The sequence below is a fragment of the Stenotrophomonas sp. HMWF023 genome, assembly GCF_003060985.1.
GTDB classification, from domain to species: domain Bacteria; phylum Pseudomonadota; class Gammaproteobacteria; order Xanthomonadales; family Xanthomonadaceae; genus Stenotrophomonas; species Stenotrophomonas lactitubi.
On sequence record NZ_QAIJ01000318.1, the window covers coordinates 1 to 20,428 of the forward strand.

16 protein-coding genes are annotated in these 20,428 nt (G+C 66.7%); 11 read left to right on the forward strand and 5 right to left on the reverse strand.

The window, feature by feature from the left end:
• The first annotated feature begins 217 nt into the window (after window positions 1-217).
• The 5 genes from cls to DBR20_RS18990 all read left to right on the forward strand — a co-directional run bounded on the left by cls (window position 218) and on the right by DBR20_RS18990 (window position 6,368).
• Window positions 218-1,636, forward strand: a complete 1,419-nt coding sequence (gene cls / locus DBR20_RS18970; protein ID WP_089237853.1) for a cardiolipin synthase — start codon at window positions 218-220, stop codon at window positions 1,634-1,636.
• 24 nt (window positions 1,637-1,660) lie between these two features.
• The gene (locus DBR20_RS18975) at window positions 1,661-3,082 is read left to right on the forward strand and encodes an FAD/NAD(P)-binding protein (protein ID WP_108267659.1); all 1,422 of its coding nucleotides are present in this window, start codon (window positions 1,661-1,663) and stop codon (window positions 3,080-3,082) included.
• A 9-nt stretch (window positions 3,083-3,091) separates the two neighbouring features.
• Window positions 3,092-5,284 carry a DNA helicase II gene (gene uvrD, locus DBR20_RS18980; protein ID WP_108267661.1) on the forward strand — a complete coding sequence of 731 codons (2,193 nt, stop codon included), beginning with the start codon at window positions 3,092-3,094 and terminating at the stop codon, window positions 5,282-5,284.
• Between the two features lie 97 nt (window positions 5,285-5,381).
• Complete coding sequence (locus DBR20_RS18985; RefSeq protein ID WP_108267663.1) at window positions 5,382-5,708, forward strand: low molecular weight protein tyrosine phosphatase family protein; 327 nt, start codon at window positions 5,382-5,384, stop codon at window positions 5,706-5,708.
• Between the two features lie 105 nt (window positions 5,709-5,813).
• A complete protein-coding gene (locus tag DBR20_RS18990) occupies window positions 5,814-6,368 on the forward strand; it encodes a hypothetical protein (RefSeq protein WP_108267665.1) in 555 nt (184 codons plus the stop codon).
• Between the two features lie 51 nt (window positions 6,369-6,419).
• On the opposite strand, the gene DBR20_RS22215 is transcribed toward DBR20_RS18990, so the two are convergent.
• Window positions 6,420-6,578: a hypothetical protein gene (locus DBR20_RS22215; RefSeq protein ID WP_165780913.1), complete on the reverse strand. Its 159-nt coding sequence runs from the start codon at window positions 6,576-6,578 to the stop codon at window positions 6,420-6,422.
• A gap of 78 nt (window positions 6,579-6,656) precedes the next feature.
• Complete coding sequence (rtcR, locus tag DBR20_RS18995; RefSeq protein WP_108267667.1) at window positions 6,657-8,249, reverse strand: RNA repair transcriptional activator RtcR; 1,593 nt, start codon at window positions 8,247-8,249, stop codon at window positions 6,657-6,659.
• 187 nt (window positions 8,250-8,436) lie between these two features.
• Here rtcR and DBR20_RS19000 point away from each other — a divergent pair, with 187 nt between their 5' ends.
• From DBR20_RS19000 to DBR20_RS19015, 4 genes are all read left to right on the forward strand, one after another.
• Entirely contained in the window at window positions 8,437-9,984 is a 1,548-nt protein-coding gene (locus DBR20_RS19000) for an RNA-binding protein (RefSeq protein ID WP_108267669.1), read from the forward strand.
• Between the two features lie 530 nt (window positions 9,985-10,514).
• Window positions 10,515-11,741, forward strand: a complete 1,227-nt coding sequence (locus DBR20_RS19005) for an RtcB family protein (RefSeq protein ID WP_108267671.1) — start codon at window positions 10,515-10,517, stop codon at window positions 11,739-11,741.
• Between the two features lie 82 nt (window positions 11,742-11,823).
• A complete protein-coding gene (gene rtcA, locus DBR20_RS19010) occupies window positions 11,824-12,840 on the forward strand; it encodes an RNA 3'-terminal phosphate cyclase (protein ID WP_108267673.1) in 1,017 nt (338 codons plus the stop codon).
• Between the two features lie 219 nt (window positions 12,841-13,059).
• Window positions 13,060-13,506 carry a universal stress protein gene (locus DBR20_RS19015; protein ID WP_025878044.1) on the forward strand — a complete coding sequence of 149 codons (447 nt, stop codon included), beginning with the start codon at window positions 13,060-13,062 and terminating at the stop codon, window positions 13,504-13,506.
• 332 nt (window positions 13,507-13,838) lie between these two features.
• Here DBR20_RS19015 and DBR20_RS19020 read toward each other — a convergent pair whose 3' ends face one another.
• Complete coding sequence (locus tag DBR20_RS19020) at window positions 13,839-14,123, reverse strand: DUF2782 domain-containing protein (RefSeq protein ID WP_025878043.1); 285 nt, start codon at window positions 14,121-14,123, stop codon at window positions 13,839-13,841.
• A 97-nt stretch (window positions 14,124-14,220) separates the two neighbouring features.
• Here DBR20_RS19020 and polA point away from each other — a divergent pair, with 97 nt between their 5' ends.
• The gene (gene polA / locus DBR20_RS19025) at window positions 14,221-16,995 is read left to right on the forward strand and encodes a DNA polymerase I (protein ID WP_108267675.1); all 2,775 of its coding nucleotides are present in this window, start codon (window positions 14,221-14,223) and stop codon (window positions 16,993-16,995) included.
• 315 nt (window positions 16,996-17,310) lie between these two features.
• Complete coding sequence (locus DBR20_RS19030) at window positions 17,311-17,793, forward strand: YetF domain-containing protein (RefSeq protein WP_108267678.1); 483 nt, start codon at window positions 17,311-17,313, stop codon at window positions 17,791-17,793.
• Between the two features lie 55 nt (window positions 17,794-17,848).
• Here the strand turns inward: DBR20_RS19030 and DBR20_RS19035 are convergent, their stop codons facing one another.
• Both DBR20_RS19035 and hemF read right to left on the reverse strand, forming a co-directional pair.
• Window positions 17,849-19,369 (reverse strand): hypothetical protein, encoded by a 1,521-nt coding sequence (locus tag DBR20_RS19035; protein ID WP_108267680.1) that lies wholly within the window; start codon window positions 19,367-19,369, stop codon window positions 17,849-17,851.
• A 121-nt stretch (window positions 19,370-19,490) separates the two neighbouring features.
• On the reverse strand, window positions 19,491-20,387 hold the full coding sequence (gene hemF / locus DBR20_RS19040; protein WP_108267682.1) for an oxygen-dependent coproporphyrinogen oxidase: 897 nt from the start codon (window positions 20,385-20,387) through the stop codon (window positions 19,491-19,493).
• Window positions 20,388-20,428: the final 41 nt, after the last annotated feature.

Consider the following 20,428-nt stretch of genomic DNA (forward strand, 5'->3'; position numbering starts at 1 on the left):
CGGTCGTGCGCAAGCACGTCCCGTACAAGGAAGGCAAGATCAAGTAATCCGCAAGGATTGCTGATTGCCTCCGAAGAAACCCGCCCTCGTGGCGGGTTTTTTTGTGGCAGGTGTTCCCGTGGTGGGTGCCGACCGTTGGTCGGCACGCTTTGCGCGGCTCGACTCTACCCACCCCGCTGGGCAGAATGGCCCATCACCCTCCCGACGGGCGCGCCTGATGCTGTTCGAGTGGTTGCTGGGTTCGTATCTGCTGCTGATCGACTGGCTGATCCGGCTGGTGGCGCTGTGCTGGATCCCCACCCGCACCACGCCGGGCGCGGCGCGCAGCTGGTTGCTGCTGGTCGGCTTCGTGCCGCTGCTGGGCCTGCCGCTGTACCTGCTGTTTGGCCACCCGTGGCTGTCGCGCGAACGCATCCGCCGGCAGGCCGAGGCCTCGCAGGTGATCCGCGAGGAACAGGCGCTGCAGCGCCGCCTGCGCTGGACGCCACAGCCCGATTCGGCCAGCGCCGAAGTGGTGCCGCTGGTGCAGCGTCAGGGCGATTTCATGCCGGTGCACGGCAACGCGGTCGATCTGCTGACCGACTACGACGAATCACTGCACAACCTGATCGCCGACATCGATCAGGCCCAGGACCGGGTGCACCTGCTGTACTACCTGATGTTCGATGACACGGTGGGCGAGGCCATCGTCGAAGCCCTGCAGCGTGCCGCAGCGCGTGGCGTGCAGTGCCGGGTGCTGCTGGATGCGGTGGGCGCCAAGCGCGGCCTGCGTGCGTACAGCAAGCGGCTGCGGTCACGTGACGTCGAAGTGCGCGCGATGCTGCCCGGCGGCCTGCGTTGGCGCCGCAGTGGACGCATGGACCTGCGCAACCATCGCAAGATCGCGGTGATCGACAACGAGGTGGGCTATGTCGGTTCGCAGAACCTGGCGCGGCCTGAATTCGTGGCCGGCCACCCCAACCGCGAGCTGGTGGCGCGCGTGCGCGGGCCGGCGGTAGCGCACCTTGAAGCGGTGTTCGCCAGCGACTGGTACATCGAAACCGGGCAGCGCCTGGACGTCATCGCCGACGTGCCGGTGTGCAGCGAGGACATCGCCACCCAACTGCTGCCCAGCGGCCCGGCGTACCCCTACAGCAACGCGCGCGATGCGGTGGCTGCGCTGATCCATCTTGCCCGGCGCCGGCTGGTGATGGTGACGCCGTACTTCGTGCCCGACGAAGCGACGCTGAGTGCACTGCGCATCGCCGCACTGTCCGGCGTGCAGGTGCAGCTGATCCTGTCGGCCAGCAACAACCAGCGGCTGACCTCGTGGGCGCAGGAGGCCTACTACGACGAGCTGCTGCGCTGCGGGGTGCAGATCGCGCTGTACGAGCCGCAGTTCCTGCATGCCAAGCACATGAGCGTGGACGAGGACATCGCCGTGCTGGGGTCGATCAACATGGATATCCGCTCGTTCGCGCTGAATGCCGAAATCGGCCTGATCTGCTACGACCGTCAACTGGTCACGCAGCTGATCGCCATCGAGGACGACTATCTGCGCCAGTCACGCCTGCTGGACCTGGAGCAGTGGCGCAAGCGCCCAGCGTGGCTGCGCAGCCGCGAGGGCATCGCGCGCCTGGCCGATGCATTGATGTAGGCCGGCGCCAGCCGGGCAGGGGCGATGGCCTACAATCGGCGCATGACTGATTCACCGCGTAATGGCGAACTGGACCTGGCGATCATCGGTGGTGGTGCGGCCGGGGTGCTGGTGGCGATCCAGGTGTTGCGCCAGGCCCGGGCGCCGCTGGCGCTGGCCATCTTCGAGCCAGCCTCGCAGCTGGCACAGGGCATCGCCTATGCCACGCCGTGGCCGGAGCATCTGCTGAACGTGCCGGCGGCGAAGATGAGCGCCTTCCCCGACCAGCCCGGCGACTTTCTCGATTACCTGATGGCCGCCAACGCCTACCCGGGTGAGGCGCGCGAGGTGCTGGGCGAACGTTACGTGTGCCGCCATTACTTCGCCGCCTATCTGCAGCAGCGCCTGCGCGAGGCCGAAGCGGCCAGCGCAGCCCGATTGCAGGTCATCGCCCAACCGGTGCTGGCGCTGCATGCCGATGACCACGGTTACCAATTGCAGCTGGGCGATGGCCAAATGCTGCATGCAGCGCAGGCGGTGATCGCTACAGGCAACAGCATGCGGCCGCTGCCGGTCGACGGCGCCCACGCGCTGCCTGCCGATGATGTGGTCGAAGCCTGGGATTACGACGGCGTGCGCACGCTGGCCGGTGGCCATGCACTGGCCATCGTCGGCTCCGGGCTGAGCATGGCGGACACCGTGTTGGCGCTGGTGGCCGCAGGTCACAGCGGGCCGCTGCACGTGATCTCGCGCCATGGCCTGTTGCCGTTGCCGCATGCACACGGTGGCCTGCCGGCATTCGATCCGCAGGATCTGCTGCTAATGACCCTGCGCCAGCGCCTGCGTGCACTGCGCCAGCACGTACGGCAGGCACAGGCCGACGGCATCCCGTGGCAGGGCGTGATGGATCGCATCCGCCCGCACGGCCAGGCACTGTGGCTGAGTCTGGGCGAGGCCGACCAGCGTCGCTTCCTGCGCCACGCAGTGCGCTACTGGGACGTACACCGCCACCGCATCGCTGAACCGGTGGCCGAGCAGTTGCAGGCGTTGCAGGCCAGCGGCCAGCTGCGCATTCACCGCGCCCGCCTGCAACGCGTGTGGCGCGACGGGGACGCCCTGCAGCTGTCGGGACGCGAGGCGGGCGGCGGCAACGTGCAGTGGACGATCGGCGCGGTGGTCAATGCCACGGGCGTGGAAACCCGCGCCTCGGCGCTGCGCAACCCCTTGCTGCAGCAGCTGCAGGCCGATGGCTTGGCCCGTCCCGGCCCGCATGGGCTGGGCCTGGACAGCAGTGTGCCGGGCGACCGCTTGTGCGCAGCGGGCGGCCAGCCACAGGCGCGCCTAGGGGTACTCGGCAGCCTGCGCATCGGCAACCTGTGGGAAAGCCTGGCGGTGCCTGAACTGCGTCAGCAGGCGCAGGCACTGGCCATGCAGGTGATCGCAGGAGCTGCGACGTCGATGCCGTAAAATGGAGGCATGGATGTCTCCCACTTGCTTGATGGCCTGAACCCGGCCCAGCGCGAAGCCGTCTCCGCTCCCCTCGGTCACCACCTGGTGCTGGCCGGTGCCGGGTCGGGCAAGACGCGCGTACTCACCCACCGCATTGCCTGGCTGCATGAAGTCGAAGGCGTGCCGACGCACGGCATTTTCGCGGTGACCTTCACCAACAAGGCCGCCGGCGAGATGCGCCATCGCATCGACGCACAGCTGCCGCATGGCAGCCGCGGCATGTGGATCGGCACCTTCCACGGCCTGGCCAACCGCCTGCTGCGTCTGCACTGGCAGGACGCCAAGCTGCCCGAAAGCTTCCAGGTAATGGATTCGGACGATCAGCTGCGCCTGGTCAAGCGCGTGGTACAGGCGCTGGAGCTGGATGACGGCAAGTACCCGCCCAAGCAGATTGCCTGGTGGATCAACGCGCAGAAGGATGAGGGCCGCCGCCCGCAGCACATCCAGCCTGAGCCGAACGACGCATGGCTGGAAACCATGCGCCAGGCCTATGCCGAGTACCAGGCGCGCTGTGACCGCGCCGGTCTGGTCGATTTCGCCGAGCTGCTGCTGCGCGCGCACGAACTGCTGCGCGATAACCCGCCGTTGCTGTCGCATTACCGTGCGCGTTTCCGCGAGATCCTGGTGGACGAATTCCAGGATACCAACGCCATCCAGTACGCTTTCGTGCGTGTACTGGCCGGGCATGAGGGCCACGTGTTCGTGGTCGGTGACGATGACCAGGCCATCTATGGCTGGCGCGGCGCCAAGGTCGAGAACGTGCAGGGCTTCCTGCGCGATTTCCCGGGCGCGCAGACCATCCGCCTGGAACAGAACTACCGCTCGACCGCCAACATCCTCAACGCCGCCAACGCGGTGATCGCGCACAACCCGGACCGCATCGGCAAGCAGCTGTGGACCGACAGCGGTGACGGCGATCCGATCGACCTGTACGCGGCGTACAACGAGATGGACGAGGCGCGCTACATCGTCGAGCGCGCGCGGCAGTGGGTGCGCGACGGTGGCAGCTACACCGAAGTGGCCGTGCTCTACCGCAGCAACGCACAGTCGCGCGCGCTGGAAGAAGCGCTGCTGAGCGAACAGGTGCCATATCGCGTGTACGGGGGCATGCGCTTCTTCGAGCGCGCCGAAGTGAAGGATGCGCTGGCGTACCTGCGCCTGCTGTCCAACCGTAACGACGATGCTGCGTTCGAGCGCGCGGTGAACACGCCCACGCGTGGCATCGGTGACCGCACGCTGGACGAAGTACGCCGCGAAGCACGCACCCAGGGCATCTCGCTGTGGGAAGCGACCATGCTGGTGACACAGGGCAGTGCACTGGCAGCGCGTGCCCGCAATGCGCTGGCCGGCTTCCTGGTGCTGGTCAATGAACTGCAGGCACAGACCCTGCAGATGACCCTGGCCGAGCGCGTGGACCATGTCCTGGTGCGCTCGCAGCTGCGCGAGCACTGGAGCAAGGAAAGCCGCAACGCGCTGGATTCGGAATCGCGCACCGACAACCTCGACGAACTGGTGTCGGTGGCCTCGCGCTTCGTGCGCCGTGCCGACGACATCGAGGAAGTGGGCGAGGACATGGACGAGCTGGTCGCGTTCCTGGCCTATGCCGCGCTGGAAGCCGGTGAAGGCCAGGCGCAGGCAGGCGAGGAGGGCGTGCAGCTGATGACGCTGCACTCGGCCAAGGGCCTGGAATTCCCGCTGGTGTTCCTGGCCGGCGTGGAAGAGGGCCTGTTCCCCAGCGCACGGTCGCTGGAGGAAAGCGGGCGGCTGGAGGAAGAACGTCGACTGGCCTACGTTGGCATCACCCGTGCGCGACAGAAGCTGGTGCTGAGCTACGCCGAATCGCGGCGCATCCACGGGCAGGACAACTACAGCCTGCCGTCGCGCTTCCTGCGCGAGATCCCGCGCGAGCTGCTGCATGAAGTGCGGCCGAAGGTGCAGGTCTCGCGACCGGCCTCGATGGGTGCAAGCCGGGTGATGGGTCACGCCGCCATCGAAGCGCCACCGATCAAGCTGGGCGCGCTGGTCAACCATCCCAAGTTCGGCGAAGGCATGGTGACCGACTACGAAGGCAACGGCGCCCACGCACGCGTGCAGATCGAGTTCGCCGACGCCGGCAGCAAGTGGCTGGTGATGGCGTATGCCAACCTGACGGTGATCTGATCACCGTCGGGGTCGGATCCCTCCCGAGGGGAGGGCCTGACCCCAACGCGGTAGGAAGCAGCCGAGTATGGGCTCGGCTCTACAAAGGCGAGTGCTCATGACCCGCAAGGTTCTCTTCCTCTGCAGCCAGAACCGCCTGCGCAGCCCGACGGCCGAGCAGGTGTTCGCCGAGTGGCCGGGTATCGAGACCGCGTCGGCCGGGCTGCTCGCCGACGCCGAAGAGATCCTCAGCCCCGAGCTGCTGCAGTGGGCGGACCTGGTGTTCGTGATGGAGCGGGCACACCGCAACCGCCTCTCCAGCCGTTACAAGCCGTGGTTGAAGGACAAGCGCGTGATCTGCCTGGATATTCCAGATGACTACGAGTACATGGATCCGGTGCTGGTGGAGCTGCTGAAACGGAAAGTGCCGCCCTTCCTGCGCTGAGCGTTTGTTGTAGAGCCGAGCCCATGCTCGGCTGCTTCTCCGGCGAAAGGCAGCCCAGCACGGCGCGGCTCTACAATAGCGGCCACATCTCCCAGGAACGCCCTCATGACCGAGCCCACGCTGCATGTCACCGTGAAGTTGAACGCCAGGCTGCAGCCCGAGCATCGCCATGAGCTGTTCGAGGATCCGCTGGATGCGCTGCTGCAGGCGGCCGAGCTGGGTGGAATCACCGGTGGCGGTACCGCCATGTCCGACGAAGGCGAAGTCGAATACGGCGATATCGAAGTGGTGCTGGTCGACGCCGCAGGCGTGCCGAAGCTGGTCGACCTGCTGGAGCAGCTGGGTGCACCGAAGGGTTCGCAGATACAGGGCGCAGGCGAGGCCGATCGCAGCTTCGGCGTGACCGAGGGTCTGGGCATCTACCTCGACGGCCTGACCCTTCCGGATGAGGTGTACGAGCAGTGCGATTCGAACCATGTGTTTGAACAGCTGTCCGAGCGCATCGATGGCCTGGGCGAGATCTGCAGCTGGTGGCAGGGCCCGAGCGAGACCGCGTTGTACATGTACGGCCAGTCGTTCGAGGCGATGCGTGATGCGATCGCTGAATTCGTCGGCAGCTACCCGCTGTGCCAGAACGCACGCGTGGTGCAGATCGCCTGAAGTTGCGGTTCCGGGGGGAGCCGGCCAGCGGCCGGCTTTACCGGAGCGCGGTCAGCGTGCCGGCTGGGCGGCTGCGGCCTGCTGAGCGTTGTCTGCCTTGGCCAGTGATTTGCCGAACTGGTAGCCACCCACGAGCAGGACGAAGGCAGCGACACAGGCCAGCACGATGATCAGGCCGGTTTTGGAGGTCGAGCGGGGGCGGTCCTGCATGGGAAATCTCCGTTCAGATAGGGGGTCGCAGCCGGAGCATGCGCCGTGGCCGGTGCAGGCGCAAGCTGGGCTGTCGCGTTACCGGGCCGGACCCTGTACCTGCTCCCAGTCCAGCCCGAACTTGGCCAGATACTTGCGCAGGCGGTCGGCGTCGTTGGTGCTGGCGCGCTGCGTACGCGAGACCGCGAACAGCTCGCGACCCGCAGCGGACAGCGACTTCGAGCGCGCACAGACCCGCACCACCTCTTCCAGCTGCACGCGATCGAAACGGTCCAGCACGTCCACGGCATCGCCCAATAGTGCATCCAGCGGTGACGGCGCATCGCCGCCGCGCCACTGCGCCCGCAGGCGCGTGATCTCGTCTTCCACGCCCTCGATCTGGATGCGCCCGGCACTCGCCAACGTGGCCAGGCGCATGATCGACGCGCCAAGATCGCGGAAGTTGCCACGCCACGCCGCTTCCGGGCTCGTGGCAAACGCGAGATAGCGCGTGCGTGCCTCGACGTTGAAACGTACCCGCGCATGCTGGTCCTGCGACCAGCGTTCCAGCTCGAACTCGATGTTCGGTTCGATGTCTTCCATGCGCTGGGCCAGACCCGGCAGGCGATAGGTCCACAGGTTGAGGCGGGCCAGCAGGTCTTCGCGGAAGCGGCCTTCCAGCACCGACTGCTGCAGATCGCGGTTGGTGCCGGCGATCAGCTGGAAGTCGCTTTCCACTTCGCGGTCGCTGCCTACCGGCAGGAACCGCTTCTCTTCCAGCGCCCGCAGCAGCATCGCCTGTTCGTCCTGGCCGAGTTCGCCGATCTCGTCCAGGAACAGCAGGCCCTGGTGGGCTGAGCGCAGCAGGCCGGCACGGTCGCTGGAAGCACCGGTATAGGCGCCCTTGGTATGGCCGAACAGAGTGCTCATCGCACCGTCGCCGCGCAGGGTCGCGCAGTTCACCTCGACGAAGCGACCCGGCAACTGGTGCTTGAGCTTCTTCAGCTCGAACACACGCTTGGCCAGCTGGCTCTTGCCTGCACCGGTCGGCCCCATCAGCAGCATCGGTGCGCGCGAGCGCGTGGCCACTGTTTCGATCTGTTCGATCATGCGGTTGAAGGCGGCGTTGCGGGTGGCGATGCCGCCCTTCAGCAGGTCGCGGTCCTGCAGCTGCTGCTGGGCAAAACGCTGGGCGATGTGGTCGTAACGCGATAGATCGAGGTCGATGACCGCGTACGTGCCGGCGGCGCCGTCCTGCTTGCGCGGCGGCGAGGTCTGCAGCAGGCGCCCGGGGAAGTGCCGGCTCTCGGTCAGCAGGAACCAGCAGATCTGCGCGACGTGCGTGCCGGTGGTGATGTGGACGTAGTAGTCCTCCTCCTCCGGCTGGAACGGATAGCTGGCGAGGAAGTCATGCAGGGTGGCGTAGACCCCCTCGAATTCCCACGGATCTGCCAGGTAGGTGTCGTGTCGCTGCACGCTGATGCCCGGCGCCGCCTGCACCAGATCCTCGCAGACCACCCGCGCCAGCTTGCTGTAGCGGCGCTCATCCAGCAGCAGCTCGATGCGGTCGGGCAGGAAATCCTCATGCATGCCCAGCGACACCGTCGGGCGCCACTTCTGCCAGCGGCCCGGCCCTTCGCCCGCGTCGAGCTGGGTGCCGAGCATGCCAAAGACCACCTGCCGACGCGCCATATCCATTCCTATAAAAGATGCGCCGGAAATATATATCTTTTCGCCACGATTCGCTGGGCAGAAGAGCTCGATTCGATGTAAATGCCATAAAAATCAAATATATGGATAGATATAGCAAAAGTTGGCACGGCCATTGCTCTATATCCGGCAAGACACGACGCGGGCCGTTCCCGCCGAGGACATCAGCATGGCCAACCTTTCGCTCTTCTCCTGGATGCGCACGCCGCAGCCGCCGCAGGCAGACACCGTCAATGAAGCTGGTGGCCTGGCCTACCGCCGTGACCCGCGTGCAGCGCTGGCGCTGTATGCGGCCACCGGGTGCCTGAACAACACCTTCTACAGCGACGCCGAGGCGCAGCTGCAGCAGGTGCTGGCGCTGACCGCGCAGGTCGAGCCGCGCTTCATCGCCCGCACCGCGCTGTACGCCCGCCAGGTTGCGCACATGAAGGACATGCCGGCACTGCTGCTGGCGGTGCTGAGCCTGCGCGATCCGGAGGCGTTCGCCCTGATGTTCCCGCGGGTGATCGACAACGGCCGCCAGCTGCGCACCTTCGTGCAGATCATGCGCAGTGGCCAGGTGGGGCGTCGTTCGCTGGGCTCGCTGCCCAAGCGCAGGGTGCGCGAGTGGATCCAGCAGGCGTCGGCGGAAACGCTGGTGCGTGCGGCAATCGGCCAGCAGCCGTCGCTGGCCGATGTGATCCGCATGGTGCACCCGAAGCCGGCCAACGCCGAGCGCAAGGCGCTGTATGCCTGGATCATCGGTCGTCCGTATGACGAGGCGCAGCTGCCGGCGGTGGTGCAGGCCTACGAAGCGTTCAAGCGTGATCCGCGCGGGCTGCCGCCGGACCTGCCGTTCCAGTACTACAGCACGCTGCCGCTGGATCCGGCGCAGTGGTCGGTACTGGCCCGCAATGCATCGTGGCAGTCGATGCGGATGAACCTCAACACGTTCGCCCGCAACGGCGTGTTCGATGATCCGGCGATGGTGCAGGTGATCGCAGATCGCCTGCGTGATCCGCAGCAGGTGCGTCGTGCCCGTGTACTGCCGTACCAGCTGCTGATGGCCTTCCACGCGGGCGCTGGCTTGCCGCCACCGATCCTGGAAGCGCTGCAGGATGCGATGGAGATCGCCACGGCGTCGGCACCGGCATTGCCGGGGCGGGTGGTGGTGGCGGTGGACGTGTCCGGTTCCATGCAGTCGCCGGTGACCGGCTACCGCAAGGGCGCCAGCACGGCGGCACGCTGTGTGGACGTGGCGGCGCTGGTTGCAGCCTGCGTGCTGCGCGGACAGCCGCAGGCCAAGGTATTGCCGTTCGATACCGAGGTGCGCCACGTGCGGTTGAACCCGCGCGACAGCGTGATGACGTTGGCCCGCCAGCTGGCGATCAACGGCGGCGGTACGTCGGTCAGCGCGCCGTTGCACTACCTCAACCTGCGGCGCGAGCCGGTGGACCTGATGGTGATGGTGTCGGACAACGAGAGTTGGCGCGACACCCGCACCGGCGGCCAGACCGCGACGATGCTGCAGTGGGACGCACTGAAGCGTCGCTGCCCACAGGCTCGGCTGGTGTGCATCGACCTGCAGCCGGTGGCCAGCAGCCAGACCGTGCAGCGCGGCGACGTGCTGCACATCGGAGGCTTCAGCGATGCGGTGTTCGACCTGATCGCGCAGTACGCCGCTGCGGCCGAGGACGGCAGCAGCTGGGTCCAGCGCATCCAGGACATGGCGTTGTAAGGCGGCAGGGAGGCCGCAACGGACTGCCCGGCTGGCAATGAGGCCAGCCGGGCAGGGCCAGGAATTCGTTTTTTGCGGTGAATGCTGGTGGAACTACATTGGTTGTCCCTTCGGGGTCGGGTTCGAGTCCCGCGTTTCCTGCCTGTCGTGAGGAAGCAGACGTTCCACTTCCCTTGTCACCGCACCTTTTCAAACGGCACCGGCAACGGCGCCGATGCTTCACCGCCGGCACTGCGAATGCCGGAGGAACTACAGCCTTCTAAGCTCCGGGTCGCGGGTTCGACTCCCGCCTGCCGCGGCAACGCGGCGGTAGCTCAGTGGTAGAGCAGGATGTTCCTCCAGATTCTTGTCGTGCTGCCGGCACCTTCGCTTTCGTTGCGCGGGGAATGCAGGTGGAACTACATCGGAAGCCCTTCGGGGTCGGGTTCAAGTCCCGGCCGTCATCTACGGCAACGTGGGCGACGGAATGTTCCATCACCTTTGTCACCGCACCTTCTTTGTTTTTGCTTTGGATGAAAGGAAACATCACCATGACCACCCTCAATTACGACGTGATCCAGCAGCCGGGTGCTGCACCGATCAAGCTGTGGACCCGCGGCGTGCCGCTGGAAGACCAGGCGCGCGAGCAACTGCAGAACATCGCCAAGCTGCCCTTCATCCACAAGTGGATTTCGGTGATGCCCGACGTGCACCTGGGCAAGGGCGCGACCGTGGGCTCGGTGGTACCGACCATCGGCGCGATCATTCCTGCAGCGGTGGGCGTGGATATCGGCTGCGGCATGATCGCGGTGCGCACCACGCTGGTTGCCAGCGACCTGCCGGACAACCTGTCGGCCGTGCGCAGCGCGATCGAGCGGGCGGTGCCGCATGGCCGCAGCGTGAACCGCGGTGGCCGCGACAAGGGCAGCTGGGACACGCCGCCCGAGCTGGCGGTGGAAGGCTGGGCGCAGCTGGTGGACGACTTCGCATTGATCTGCGAGCGTCATCCGCGCCTGAAGAACACCAACAATCTCAAGCACCTGGGAACGCTGGGTACCGGCAACCACTTCGTCGAGGTCTGCCTGGACCAGGAGCAGCGCGTGTGGTTCATGCTGCACTCCGGTTCGCGTGGCGTGGGCAATGCCATCGGCACCTACTTCATCGAGCTGGCCAAGCAGGAAATGCGTCGCTGGATGATCAACCTGCCCGACCAGGACCTGGCCTACCTGCCCGAGGGCAGCCAGCATTACGGCGACTACGTGTTCGCGGTGGACTGGGCGCAGCGTTTCGCACGCATGAACCGCGAGGTGATGATGCGCAACGTGGTGGCCGCAGTGCGCACGGTGATCAGCAAGCCGTTCGAGGCTGAGGCCGAGGCGGTGAACTGCCACCACAACTACGTGAACCGCGAGACCCACTTCGGCAAGGACGTGATGCTGACCCGCAAGGGCGCGGTGAGTGCGCGCAAGGGCGAGCTGGGCATCATTCCGGGCAGCATGGGGGCCAAGAGCTTCATCGTGCGTGGCCTCGGCAACGAGGACAGCTTCCACAGCTGCAGCCACGGTGCCGGCCGCGTGATGAGCCGTACCCAGGCGCGCAAGCTGATCACGGTGGATGACCACGCCAAGGCCACCGCGCACGTGGAATGCCGCAAGGATGCGGAGGTGGTGGATGAATCGCCGGCGGCCTACAAGCCGATCGAGGCGGTAATGGAGGCCCAGCGCGATCTGGTCGAGATCGTGCACACGCTGCGCCAGGTGGTGTGCGTGAAGGGATGAGGCAACCCGTGCGCGGCGTACACTGCGCCGCGCACGGCAGCAGGGCCCGGCATCGAAACAACGGGCATGGAGGAACAGACAGATGGACATGATTGAACTGGATGGCGGGCACGGTGGCGGACAGCTGCTGCGCTCGGCGTTGACCCTGAGCCTGTGCACCGGTACAGGCTTCACGCTGCACAACATCCGCGCGATCCGGCGCAAGCCGGGGTTGATGCGCCAGCACCTGACCGCGGTGAATGCGGCGGCGCGGGTCGGCAACGCGTGTGTGCACGGTGCAGAACTGGGCGCTACCTCGCTGCGCTTCGAGCCGGGTGCGGTGAGCGCTGGCGACTATCATTTCGCGACCGGCAGCAGCGGCTCGGCAACGCTGGTGCTGCAGACCGTGCTGCCGGCGCTGTGGCGCGCGCAGGGAGCGTCGCAGCTGCGCCTGGAAGGCGGTACCCACAACCCGCTGGCGCCCAGTGCGGACTTCATCGCCGAAAGCTATCTGCCGGCGCTGCAACGGATGGGCGTGCAGGCGTCAATGCAGCTGCTGCAGCACGGCTTCCATCCAGCGGGCGGTGGCGTGATGGAGGTGCAGGTGCAGCCGTGCGCAGTGCTCCAGCCGCCGTCGCTGGAGGTGCGTGCGCCGTTGCAGGGAATCGAGGCACAGGTGCTGATGTCCGGCCTGTCCAGCGGCATCGGCCTGCGCGAACTGCAGGTACTGGCCGAGACACTGGGCGTGGACCCGCATCCGCGCAACGTGCAGTCGATACGGCCGGCGCTGGGACCGGGCAACGTTGCCCTGGTGCGCGTGCGGCATGGCAACCACGTGGAGGTGTTCAGCGGGCATGGCGAGCGCAGTGTCTCCGCCGAGCAGGTCGGCGCGCGCCTGGCCGGGCAGGTGAAGCAGTATCTGGACGGGGCGGGTGCCGTTGGCGAGTACCTGTCCGACCAGTTGCTGCTGCCGATGGCGCTGGCGGGCGGCGGTGTGTTCACCACCCATGTGCTTAGCGATCACCTGGTCAGCAATGCGCGGTTGATCGAGAAGTTCCTGCCGGTGGAATTCGACTGGCAACCGCACGAGGGTGGCTGGCGGGTGACGGTGCAGGCCTGAGTGCCCGCCGGGCATGGCCCGGCGCTACCGGAGCATCGCAGCCGCGTGTCGATCCTGGGCAGATTTCGCCGGGCGATGCCCGGCCGCGCATCGGCCGATCAACCCGCGCTGCGCAGGCATCGCTGCGTGCTGCCGGATTGATCCTGCGCAAGGCACGATCTCCACATCGGGTATGTAATGGTGTCGTTCCCACTGGGTAGATCACCGCGGAGCCCCACCATGTACAAGCGCATCCTGATCGCCACCGACGGGTCCGAACTGGCCGACAAGGGCCTGGCCAAGGGCCTGGAGCTGGCCAAGGACCTCAACGCCGAGGTCGACATCGTCACCGTCTCCGAGCCATGGGCTGTCGGCATGTACGACGCCATGGGCTGGAGCGTGGGTTACATGAACAGCCCGGAGTACAAGGCCGACCGCGAGGAAGGCGCGCAGAAGGTGCTGCAGCCTGCCTTGGCCAAGGCGGCCGAGCAGGGCATCACCGCCAATCCGGTGCATGTGCTGGACCGCTATGCGGCCGACGGCATCATCGAGACGGCGGGCCAGCGCAACAGCGACCTGATCGTGATGACCTCGCACGGTCGCCGCGGCGTCACCCGCGTGCTGCTGGGCAGCCAGACCGCCGAGGTGCTGGCGCGCAGCACGCTGCCGGTGCTGGTCATCCGCTGATACAGAAGCGTTCCCGGGGAGGGGACCCGACGCCGGCCGCAGGATGCGCGCCGGCGTTGTTTTTTCCGATGGCCCGAAGAGCATCCACGCATGGCGTGGATCTACTGCAGTTCACCGCCAACGGTCCACGCCATGCGTGGATAGGGCCACCGCAATGCCCAGTAGATCCACGCCATGCGTGGATAGGCCACCGCAATGCCCAGTAGATCCACGCCATGCGTGGATAGGGCCACCGCAATACCCGGTAGATCCACGCCATGCGTGGATAGGGCCACCGCAATACCCAGTAGATCCACGCCATGCGTGGATGGCGCGCACCTACCGCAACCACATCACCAGCTGTACAGCTTCCAGTACACCGGCGACACACCATCCTTGTCGTTGTCGAAGCGGCCATCGCCGTTCTTGTCGTACATGTAGAACGGGGCGCCGCGTGCCGGCGTCACCTTGACCATGCGCAGCTGGCCGGACACCCGGTACTCCTCGATGGTGTCACCGTTGTCCATCGTGCGCTTGGAGACATCGGCGCCCTTGACGTCCACCGGGGGAGCGCCCGCACCGCCCATGCTGGCGCAGCCAGCAAGCAGGAGCAGGGAAGCCAGCATCAGGGTCTTCATCGGCGGGGCCTTTGCCTGGAAAGAGCCTTGATTATGCCCCAACGCCGCGTCGCTGCCGTGTCGCCGCGATGCAGGAACAGGCGCGTAGAATCGGCACATGAGCAGATTAGTCCTGATCGACGGGTCCAGTTACCTGTACCGCGCGTTCCACGCGCTGCCGCCCCTGTCCAATGCACAGGGTGAGCCCACCGGCGCGCTGTTCGGCGTGGTCAACATGCTGCGCTCGACGCTGAAAGAGCGCCCGGCCTACGTCGCGTTCGTCGTCGATGCCCCCGGCAAGACCTTCCGTGACGACCTGTACGACCAGTACAAGGCCAATCGCCCGCCGATGCCCGATGAACTGCGCAGCCAGGTCGAGCCGATGTGCCGCATCGTTGAAGCGCTGGGCATCAGCATCCTGCGCATCGACGGCGTGGAGGCCGATGATGTGATCGGCACCCTGGCCCTGCAGGGCGTGGCACAGGACCTGAAGGTCACCATCTCGACCGGCGACAAGGATTTCGCGCAGCTGGTCCGGCCGGGCATCGAACTGGTCAACACCATGACCGGCAGCCGCATGGATTCGGATGCGGCGGTGATGGACAAGTTCGGCGTGCGTGCGGACCAGATCGTCGACCTGCTGGCGCTGATGGGCGACACCGTGGACAACGTGCCCGGGGTCGAAAAGTGCGGGCCGAAGACGGCGGCCAAGTGGCTGGCCGAATACCAGCATCTGGACGGGGTGATCGCGGCCGCGCCGACCATGAAGGGAAAGATCGGCGAGAACCTGCGCGCCGCGCTGGAGCGGCTGCCGCTGAACAAGGAGCTGGTGACCATCCGCACCGACGTCGCGCTGGACGCCAGCCCGACCACGCTGGCCCTGCGTGACCCGGATGTGCCCACGCTGGGCGAGCTGTACCTGCGCTACGGCTTCACCCAGGCGTTGAAGGAACTGGGTGGTCCGATCGCCGCACCGGCGCAGGTCAGCGAGGCCACCCCGAGCCTGCGCGGCACCGCAGCCGGCTTTGCCCGTGGCAGCGCCGAAGCGCCGCCGGCGGGCGAGCTCGATCCTGCGCTGTCAGCGCCCGGCGAGTACGAGACCGTGCTGACCACAGAGCAGCTGCAGGCCTGGGTCGCGCGCGTGCAGCAGGCCGATCTGATCAGCTTCGATACCGAGACCGATGCGCTGGACGCGATGCGCGCGCGTCTGGTGGGCATCAGCCTGGCGGTGGAGCCGGGCAAGGCCGCCTACATCCCGGTCGGCCATGACTATCCGGGCGCGCCGGCACAGCTGCCGCTGGCACAAGTGCTCGACGCGCTGCGGCCGGCGCTGCAGGACCCGGCGAAGAAGAAGCTGGGCCAGCATGGCAAGTACGACCTGCACGTGCTGCGCCGCCATGGCGTGGACGTGCAGGGCTACCACGACGACACCATGCTCGAGAGCTTCGTGCTCAATTCCACCGCCACCCGCCACGACATGGATTCGCTGGCCCTGCGTTACCTGGGCTACAACACCATCAAGTTCGAGGAGGTGGCCGGCAAGGGCGCCAAGCAGATCTCGTTCTCGCAGGTGGGCATCGACGAGGCCAGCCGCTACGCCGCCGAAGACGCCGACATCACCCTGCGCCTGCACCACGCGCTGCAGCCACAACTGCTGGCCGAGCCGACCCTGGACAGCGTGTACCGCAGCATCGAGATGCCGCTGGTGCCGGTGCTGACCAGCATCGAAGCCAACGGCGTGCGGATCGACACCGACGAACTGCGCCGGCAGAGCCAGGACCTGTCCTCGCGCATGCTGGCCGCGCAGCAGAAGGCCACCGAACTGGCCGGGCGCAGCTTCAACCTGGATTCGCCCAAGCAGCTGCAGGCGGTGCTGTTCGACGAACTGAAGCTGCCGGCGGTGGTGAAGACCCCCAAGGGCCAGCCCAGCACCAATGAAGAGGCGCTGGAGGCGATTGCCGAGCAGCACGAGCTGCCGCGGGTGATCCTTGAATACCGTGGCCTGGCCAAGCTGCGCAGCACCTATACCGACAAGCTGCCGGAGATGGTCAACCCGGACACCGGCCGCGTGCACACCAGCTACCACCAGTCCGGCGCCGCCACCGGCCGCCTGTCCTCGTCCGATCCGAACCTGCAGAACATCCCGATCCGCACCGAGGACGGCCGCCGCATCCGCCGCGCGTTCATCGCCCCGGAAGGCTTCCAGCTGCTGGCGGCCGACTATTCGCAGATCGAACTGCGGATCATGGCCCACCTGTCCGGAGACCCGGGCCTGGTGCGCGCCTTCGAGCAGGGCGCCGACGTGCACCGCGCTACCGCCGCCGAAGTGTTCGGCCGCACCCTGGAAGAAGTGACCAGCAACGAGCGTCGCGCGGCCAAGGCGATCAACTTCGGCCTGATGTACGGCATGAGCGCGTTCGGGCTGGCCCGCAACCTCGGCATCGACCGTGGCCAGGCGCAGGACTACGTGGCGCTGTACTTCAGCCGCTACCCGGGCGTACGTGACTTCATGGAGCGCATGCGCGAGCAGGCCCGGGAGCAGGGCTACGTGGAGACCCTGTTCGGTCGCCGCCTGTACCTGAACGACATTCATGCACGTAACCAGGGCCTGCGTGCCGGCGCTGAACGCGCGGCGATCAATGCCCCGATGCAGGGCACCGCCGCCGACATCATCAAGCGCGCCATGGTCGAGGTGGACAAGTGGCTGCGTGACAGCGGCGCCCCGGCGCGGATGATCCTGCAGGTGCACGATGAACTGGTATTCGAAGCCGAGACCGGATTCATTGAAGAGCTGCGCAGCAATGTCGTGCAGCACATGTCGCAAGCAGCACAATTGCGAGTGCCGCTGGTGGTCGATACCGGTACCGGCAGCAACTGGGATGAGGCGCACTGAGTCGCATTCAGGCCGAAAACGCCGTGAATTCGTTCATTTGTACGATGTTTCTGACTCAAACATGAATGTTTCCCTGAGGGCTGCTTATTAAATTGGGCCCCTTCACGAACCGTTAGTGTTCGGAGTGCTTCTATAACTCCCGACAGGCGCAACGCCTGTTGTGGATCTCTCCCATCCCCTGGAGCAGATCTCGGAACGGGGGCTCCTCCCCAAGCACCCGTTCCCCGGCCCCGTTGACCTCCCCCTGGTCAGCGGGGCTTTTTATTTGTGCGCTGCTGCGCCACGCTGGGCCATCGCTCAGCAGGGGAACCCGCAATGCCCGACCTGTTCGCCCTGGCGATGCCGTGGTGGGAATTCATCCTGCGCGCGGTGGTGGTCTATGCAGTGGTGCTGGGCATGGTCCGGCTCAGTGGCAAGCGCGCGCTGGGGCAGGTCACCCCGTTCGACGTGCTGCTGATCGTGCTGCTCGGCAACGCGGTGCAGAACGCGTTGCTGGGCACCGATACGTCGCTGGCCGGTGGCCTGCTGCTGGCCGCCACGCTGATCCTGCTGAACTACGGCGTGGGCTGGATCACCGCCCGCAGCCGCCGCATGGAACGGTTGATCGAGGGCGAACCGGTGGTGATTGCGCGCAACGGCAAGCTCTTCGACAGCGTGCTGCGGCGCGAGCTGGTCAGCCGCGCCGATTTCGAGGTCGCCATGCGCCAGCAGAGCTGCATCGGCGTGGAAGAGGTGGAACTGGCGCTGCTGGAAACCAACGGCCACATCACCATCATTCCCAAGAGCAAGGACGATTGAGGCGCGCCACAGCGTGGGCCGAAGGAAGTATTCCTCCGACCCACGGCAGTACGGTTTACTGTTCGGCCGCCTGCGCTTTCATGCCTGCCCAGTCACGCGTCGCGTCGATGTCGCAGGCCACATGGGTGCCCTTGCCGTCCTTGGCGCAGATCGCCGCCATCGTCTGCGGAACCTTGGGGTCGGCAGTATGTGCATAGCCTGCGGCGAGCCCCAGGCAGCCATCGCGCACGCCGGCGCTGCACAGCTTGATGAAATAGGGCTGGGCCTGCGCCCACTTCTCTGCGCTGTACAGTTCCTCCCCCGCGACCTTGCAGCCGAGCAGCTTGCCGTCGTTGCAGCATGACGCGGCACCGCCCTTGCGGGCCAGGATCGGGCAGTCCAGCGGCTGTGGGATCTCCACGAATGCCGGCGGCGGCTGGCAGCTCGTCGCGGACTTGTCCATCCGCTGGTAGTAGCCGTAGCGGTTGTCCTTGTCCATCCCGGCCAGGGTTCCGTTGCTCAGTGGCTGCAGTACGAAATCGCTGCCGACGTCACGACGGATCAGGATCCTGCCGTCCTGCACGCGTGCGCGCAGGCGGGTGCCGACACCCTCCACTTCGACCAGGCCGGCATCCAGGAACCGCAGCGACGACAGCAGGCCAAGCTCGGCCTCGAAGCGGCCGCAGGGAAGCGCGGTGGCTGCGACCGGGGTCAGCGCCGACGGCGCCAGCGGGGTCAGCATCGCCAGGCCTTTGGCCGGGCCGCAGGCGTAGGTGCCCTCGCGCTGCGTGCACGAGCGCTGCAGGGCCTGCTGCGCCTGCTGCAGGCGTCCGCCGTTCCACAGCGCCTCGGCCACGTTGCTGCAGAACGACTCGCCCTGCTGCTTCGCGCACAACGCCGCCAGTTCATCCAGCTGCGGTGCCGGCAGCGGTGCGTCCAGGGTCCGCTCCAGGCCCATCACCGCCCTGCCCATCAGTTCGCCGGCCATGGCCTTCATGACGGCCATGCAGGCTTCCCCCTCCTCGGGCGATGCATCATCGCGGCAGTAGGCCGGCATCTGCGGCTCGGCCCGGGCACGCTGCGGTTGCGCCTCCTCGGCCTGGCGCTGGTAGGTTTCCTGCAGTTGGGTGCAAGCCGCCTCCACGCCCTCGCTGCACCAAGCGTGCAGCTGCGTGGGCGCGGCCTCGGGCAGTGCCTCCAGGCAGTCGCTGGTGTCGGCCATGCAGCTGCCTTCGACCATCTCCGGTACCGGTTTGCAGGCGGCCGCTGCTTTCAGGTGGAACGTGTGGTATCCGCCGGTGACCGTGCGGTCGTTGTCGCTGAACTCCCAGTTCTCCAGGCGGCCGGTGGACAGGTTGCCGGTGCCCAGCAGGTTGTCCTGGCGTACCAGCCGCAGCCGTTCCGTGGCCTGGTAGGGGCCCGAAAGGAAGCCGTGGGCTTCGCTCTCGATGGTCAGGCTGGCGTTGCCATCGTCCTGCAGGTAGGTGCCGCAGGCCATCGACTGCGCGGCCACCGGCAGGCTGGGCACGGCCAGCGCGAGCAGCAGCATGACGCGCCAGGTGGTCATCCGGCGGCGTGGGGAAACAACAACGGGCATCACGGTCTTCCTTGATTCAAGACAAAAGGGGGAATGAAGTGGCACGCCGCAGCGGGGCCACCACCGCGCGGACGGCGGTCCGCGCAGCGGCAACGCGTGCAGCGTCCGGTACCCGAAGCGCCTACAGCCAGTCGCGTGGTACCAGGTAATCGGCCAGGCGTGCTTCGGCGCTGCCGTCTTCCGGGGTAAACCCGTACTCCCAGCGCACGCGTGGGGGCAGGCTCATCAGGATGCTCTCGCTGCGGCCACCGCTCTGCAGGCCGAACAGCGTGCCGCGGTCGTAGACCAGGTTGAACTCGACGTAGCGGCCACGGCGGTACAGCTGGAACTCGCGTTCGCGTTCGCCGTACGGCGTGTCCTTGCGCTGCTGCACGATCGGCAGATACGCATCGAGGAAACCCTCGCCGACCGCGCGCAGGTAGGCGAAGTCACGCTCGAAATCGCCGTGCAGATCGTCGAAGAACAGACCGCCCACGCCGCGTGTTTCGTTGCGATGGCGCAGGAAGAAATACTCATCGCACCAGCGCTTGTGCGCGGCGTAGCGCTCTTCACCGAACGGCGTGCACAGATCGCGCGCCACCCGATGCCAGTGCTGCACGTCCTCGTCGAACGGGTAGAACGGGGTCAGGTCGAAGCCACCACCGAACCAGCTGGCCACCACTTCGCCATCGCGCTGCGCTTGGAAGAAGCGCACGTTGGCATGGGTGGTCGGCACATGGGGATTGAGCGGGTGGAACACCAGCGACACCCCGGTGGCACGCCACGAGGCGCCGGCCAGTTCTGGCCGGTTGGCCGAGGCCGAGGGCGGCAGGCGACTGCCCGCCACATCGGAAAAGCCGATGCCGGCCTGCTCGAACACTGCGCCATCGCGCAGCACGCGGGTGCGGCCACCGCCGCCCTCGGCGCGCTGCCACAGGTCTTCCTGGAAGCGTGCGCGGCCATCGGCGGACTCGATTGCCGCACAGATGCGATCCTGCAGGTCGGTGAGGTAGGCGCGAACGCGCTCGAATTCGTTCATGGCGCGTACTTTACCGCAGGGCCTGCCCGAAGCTGCGGGCA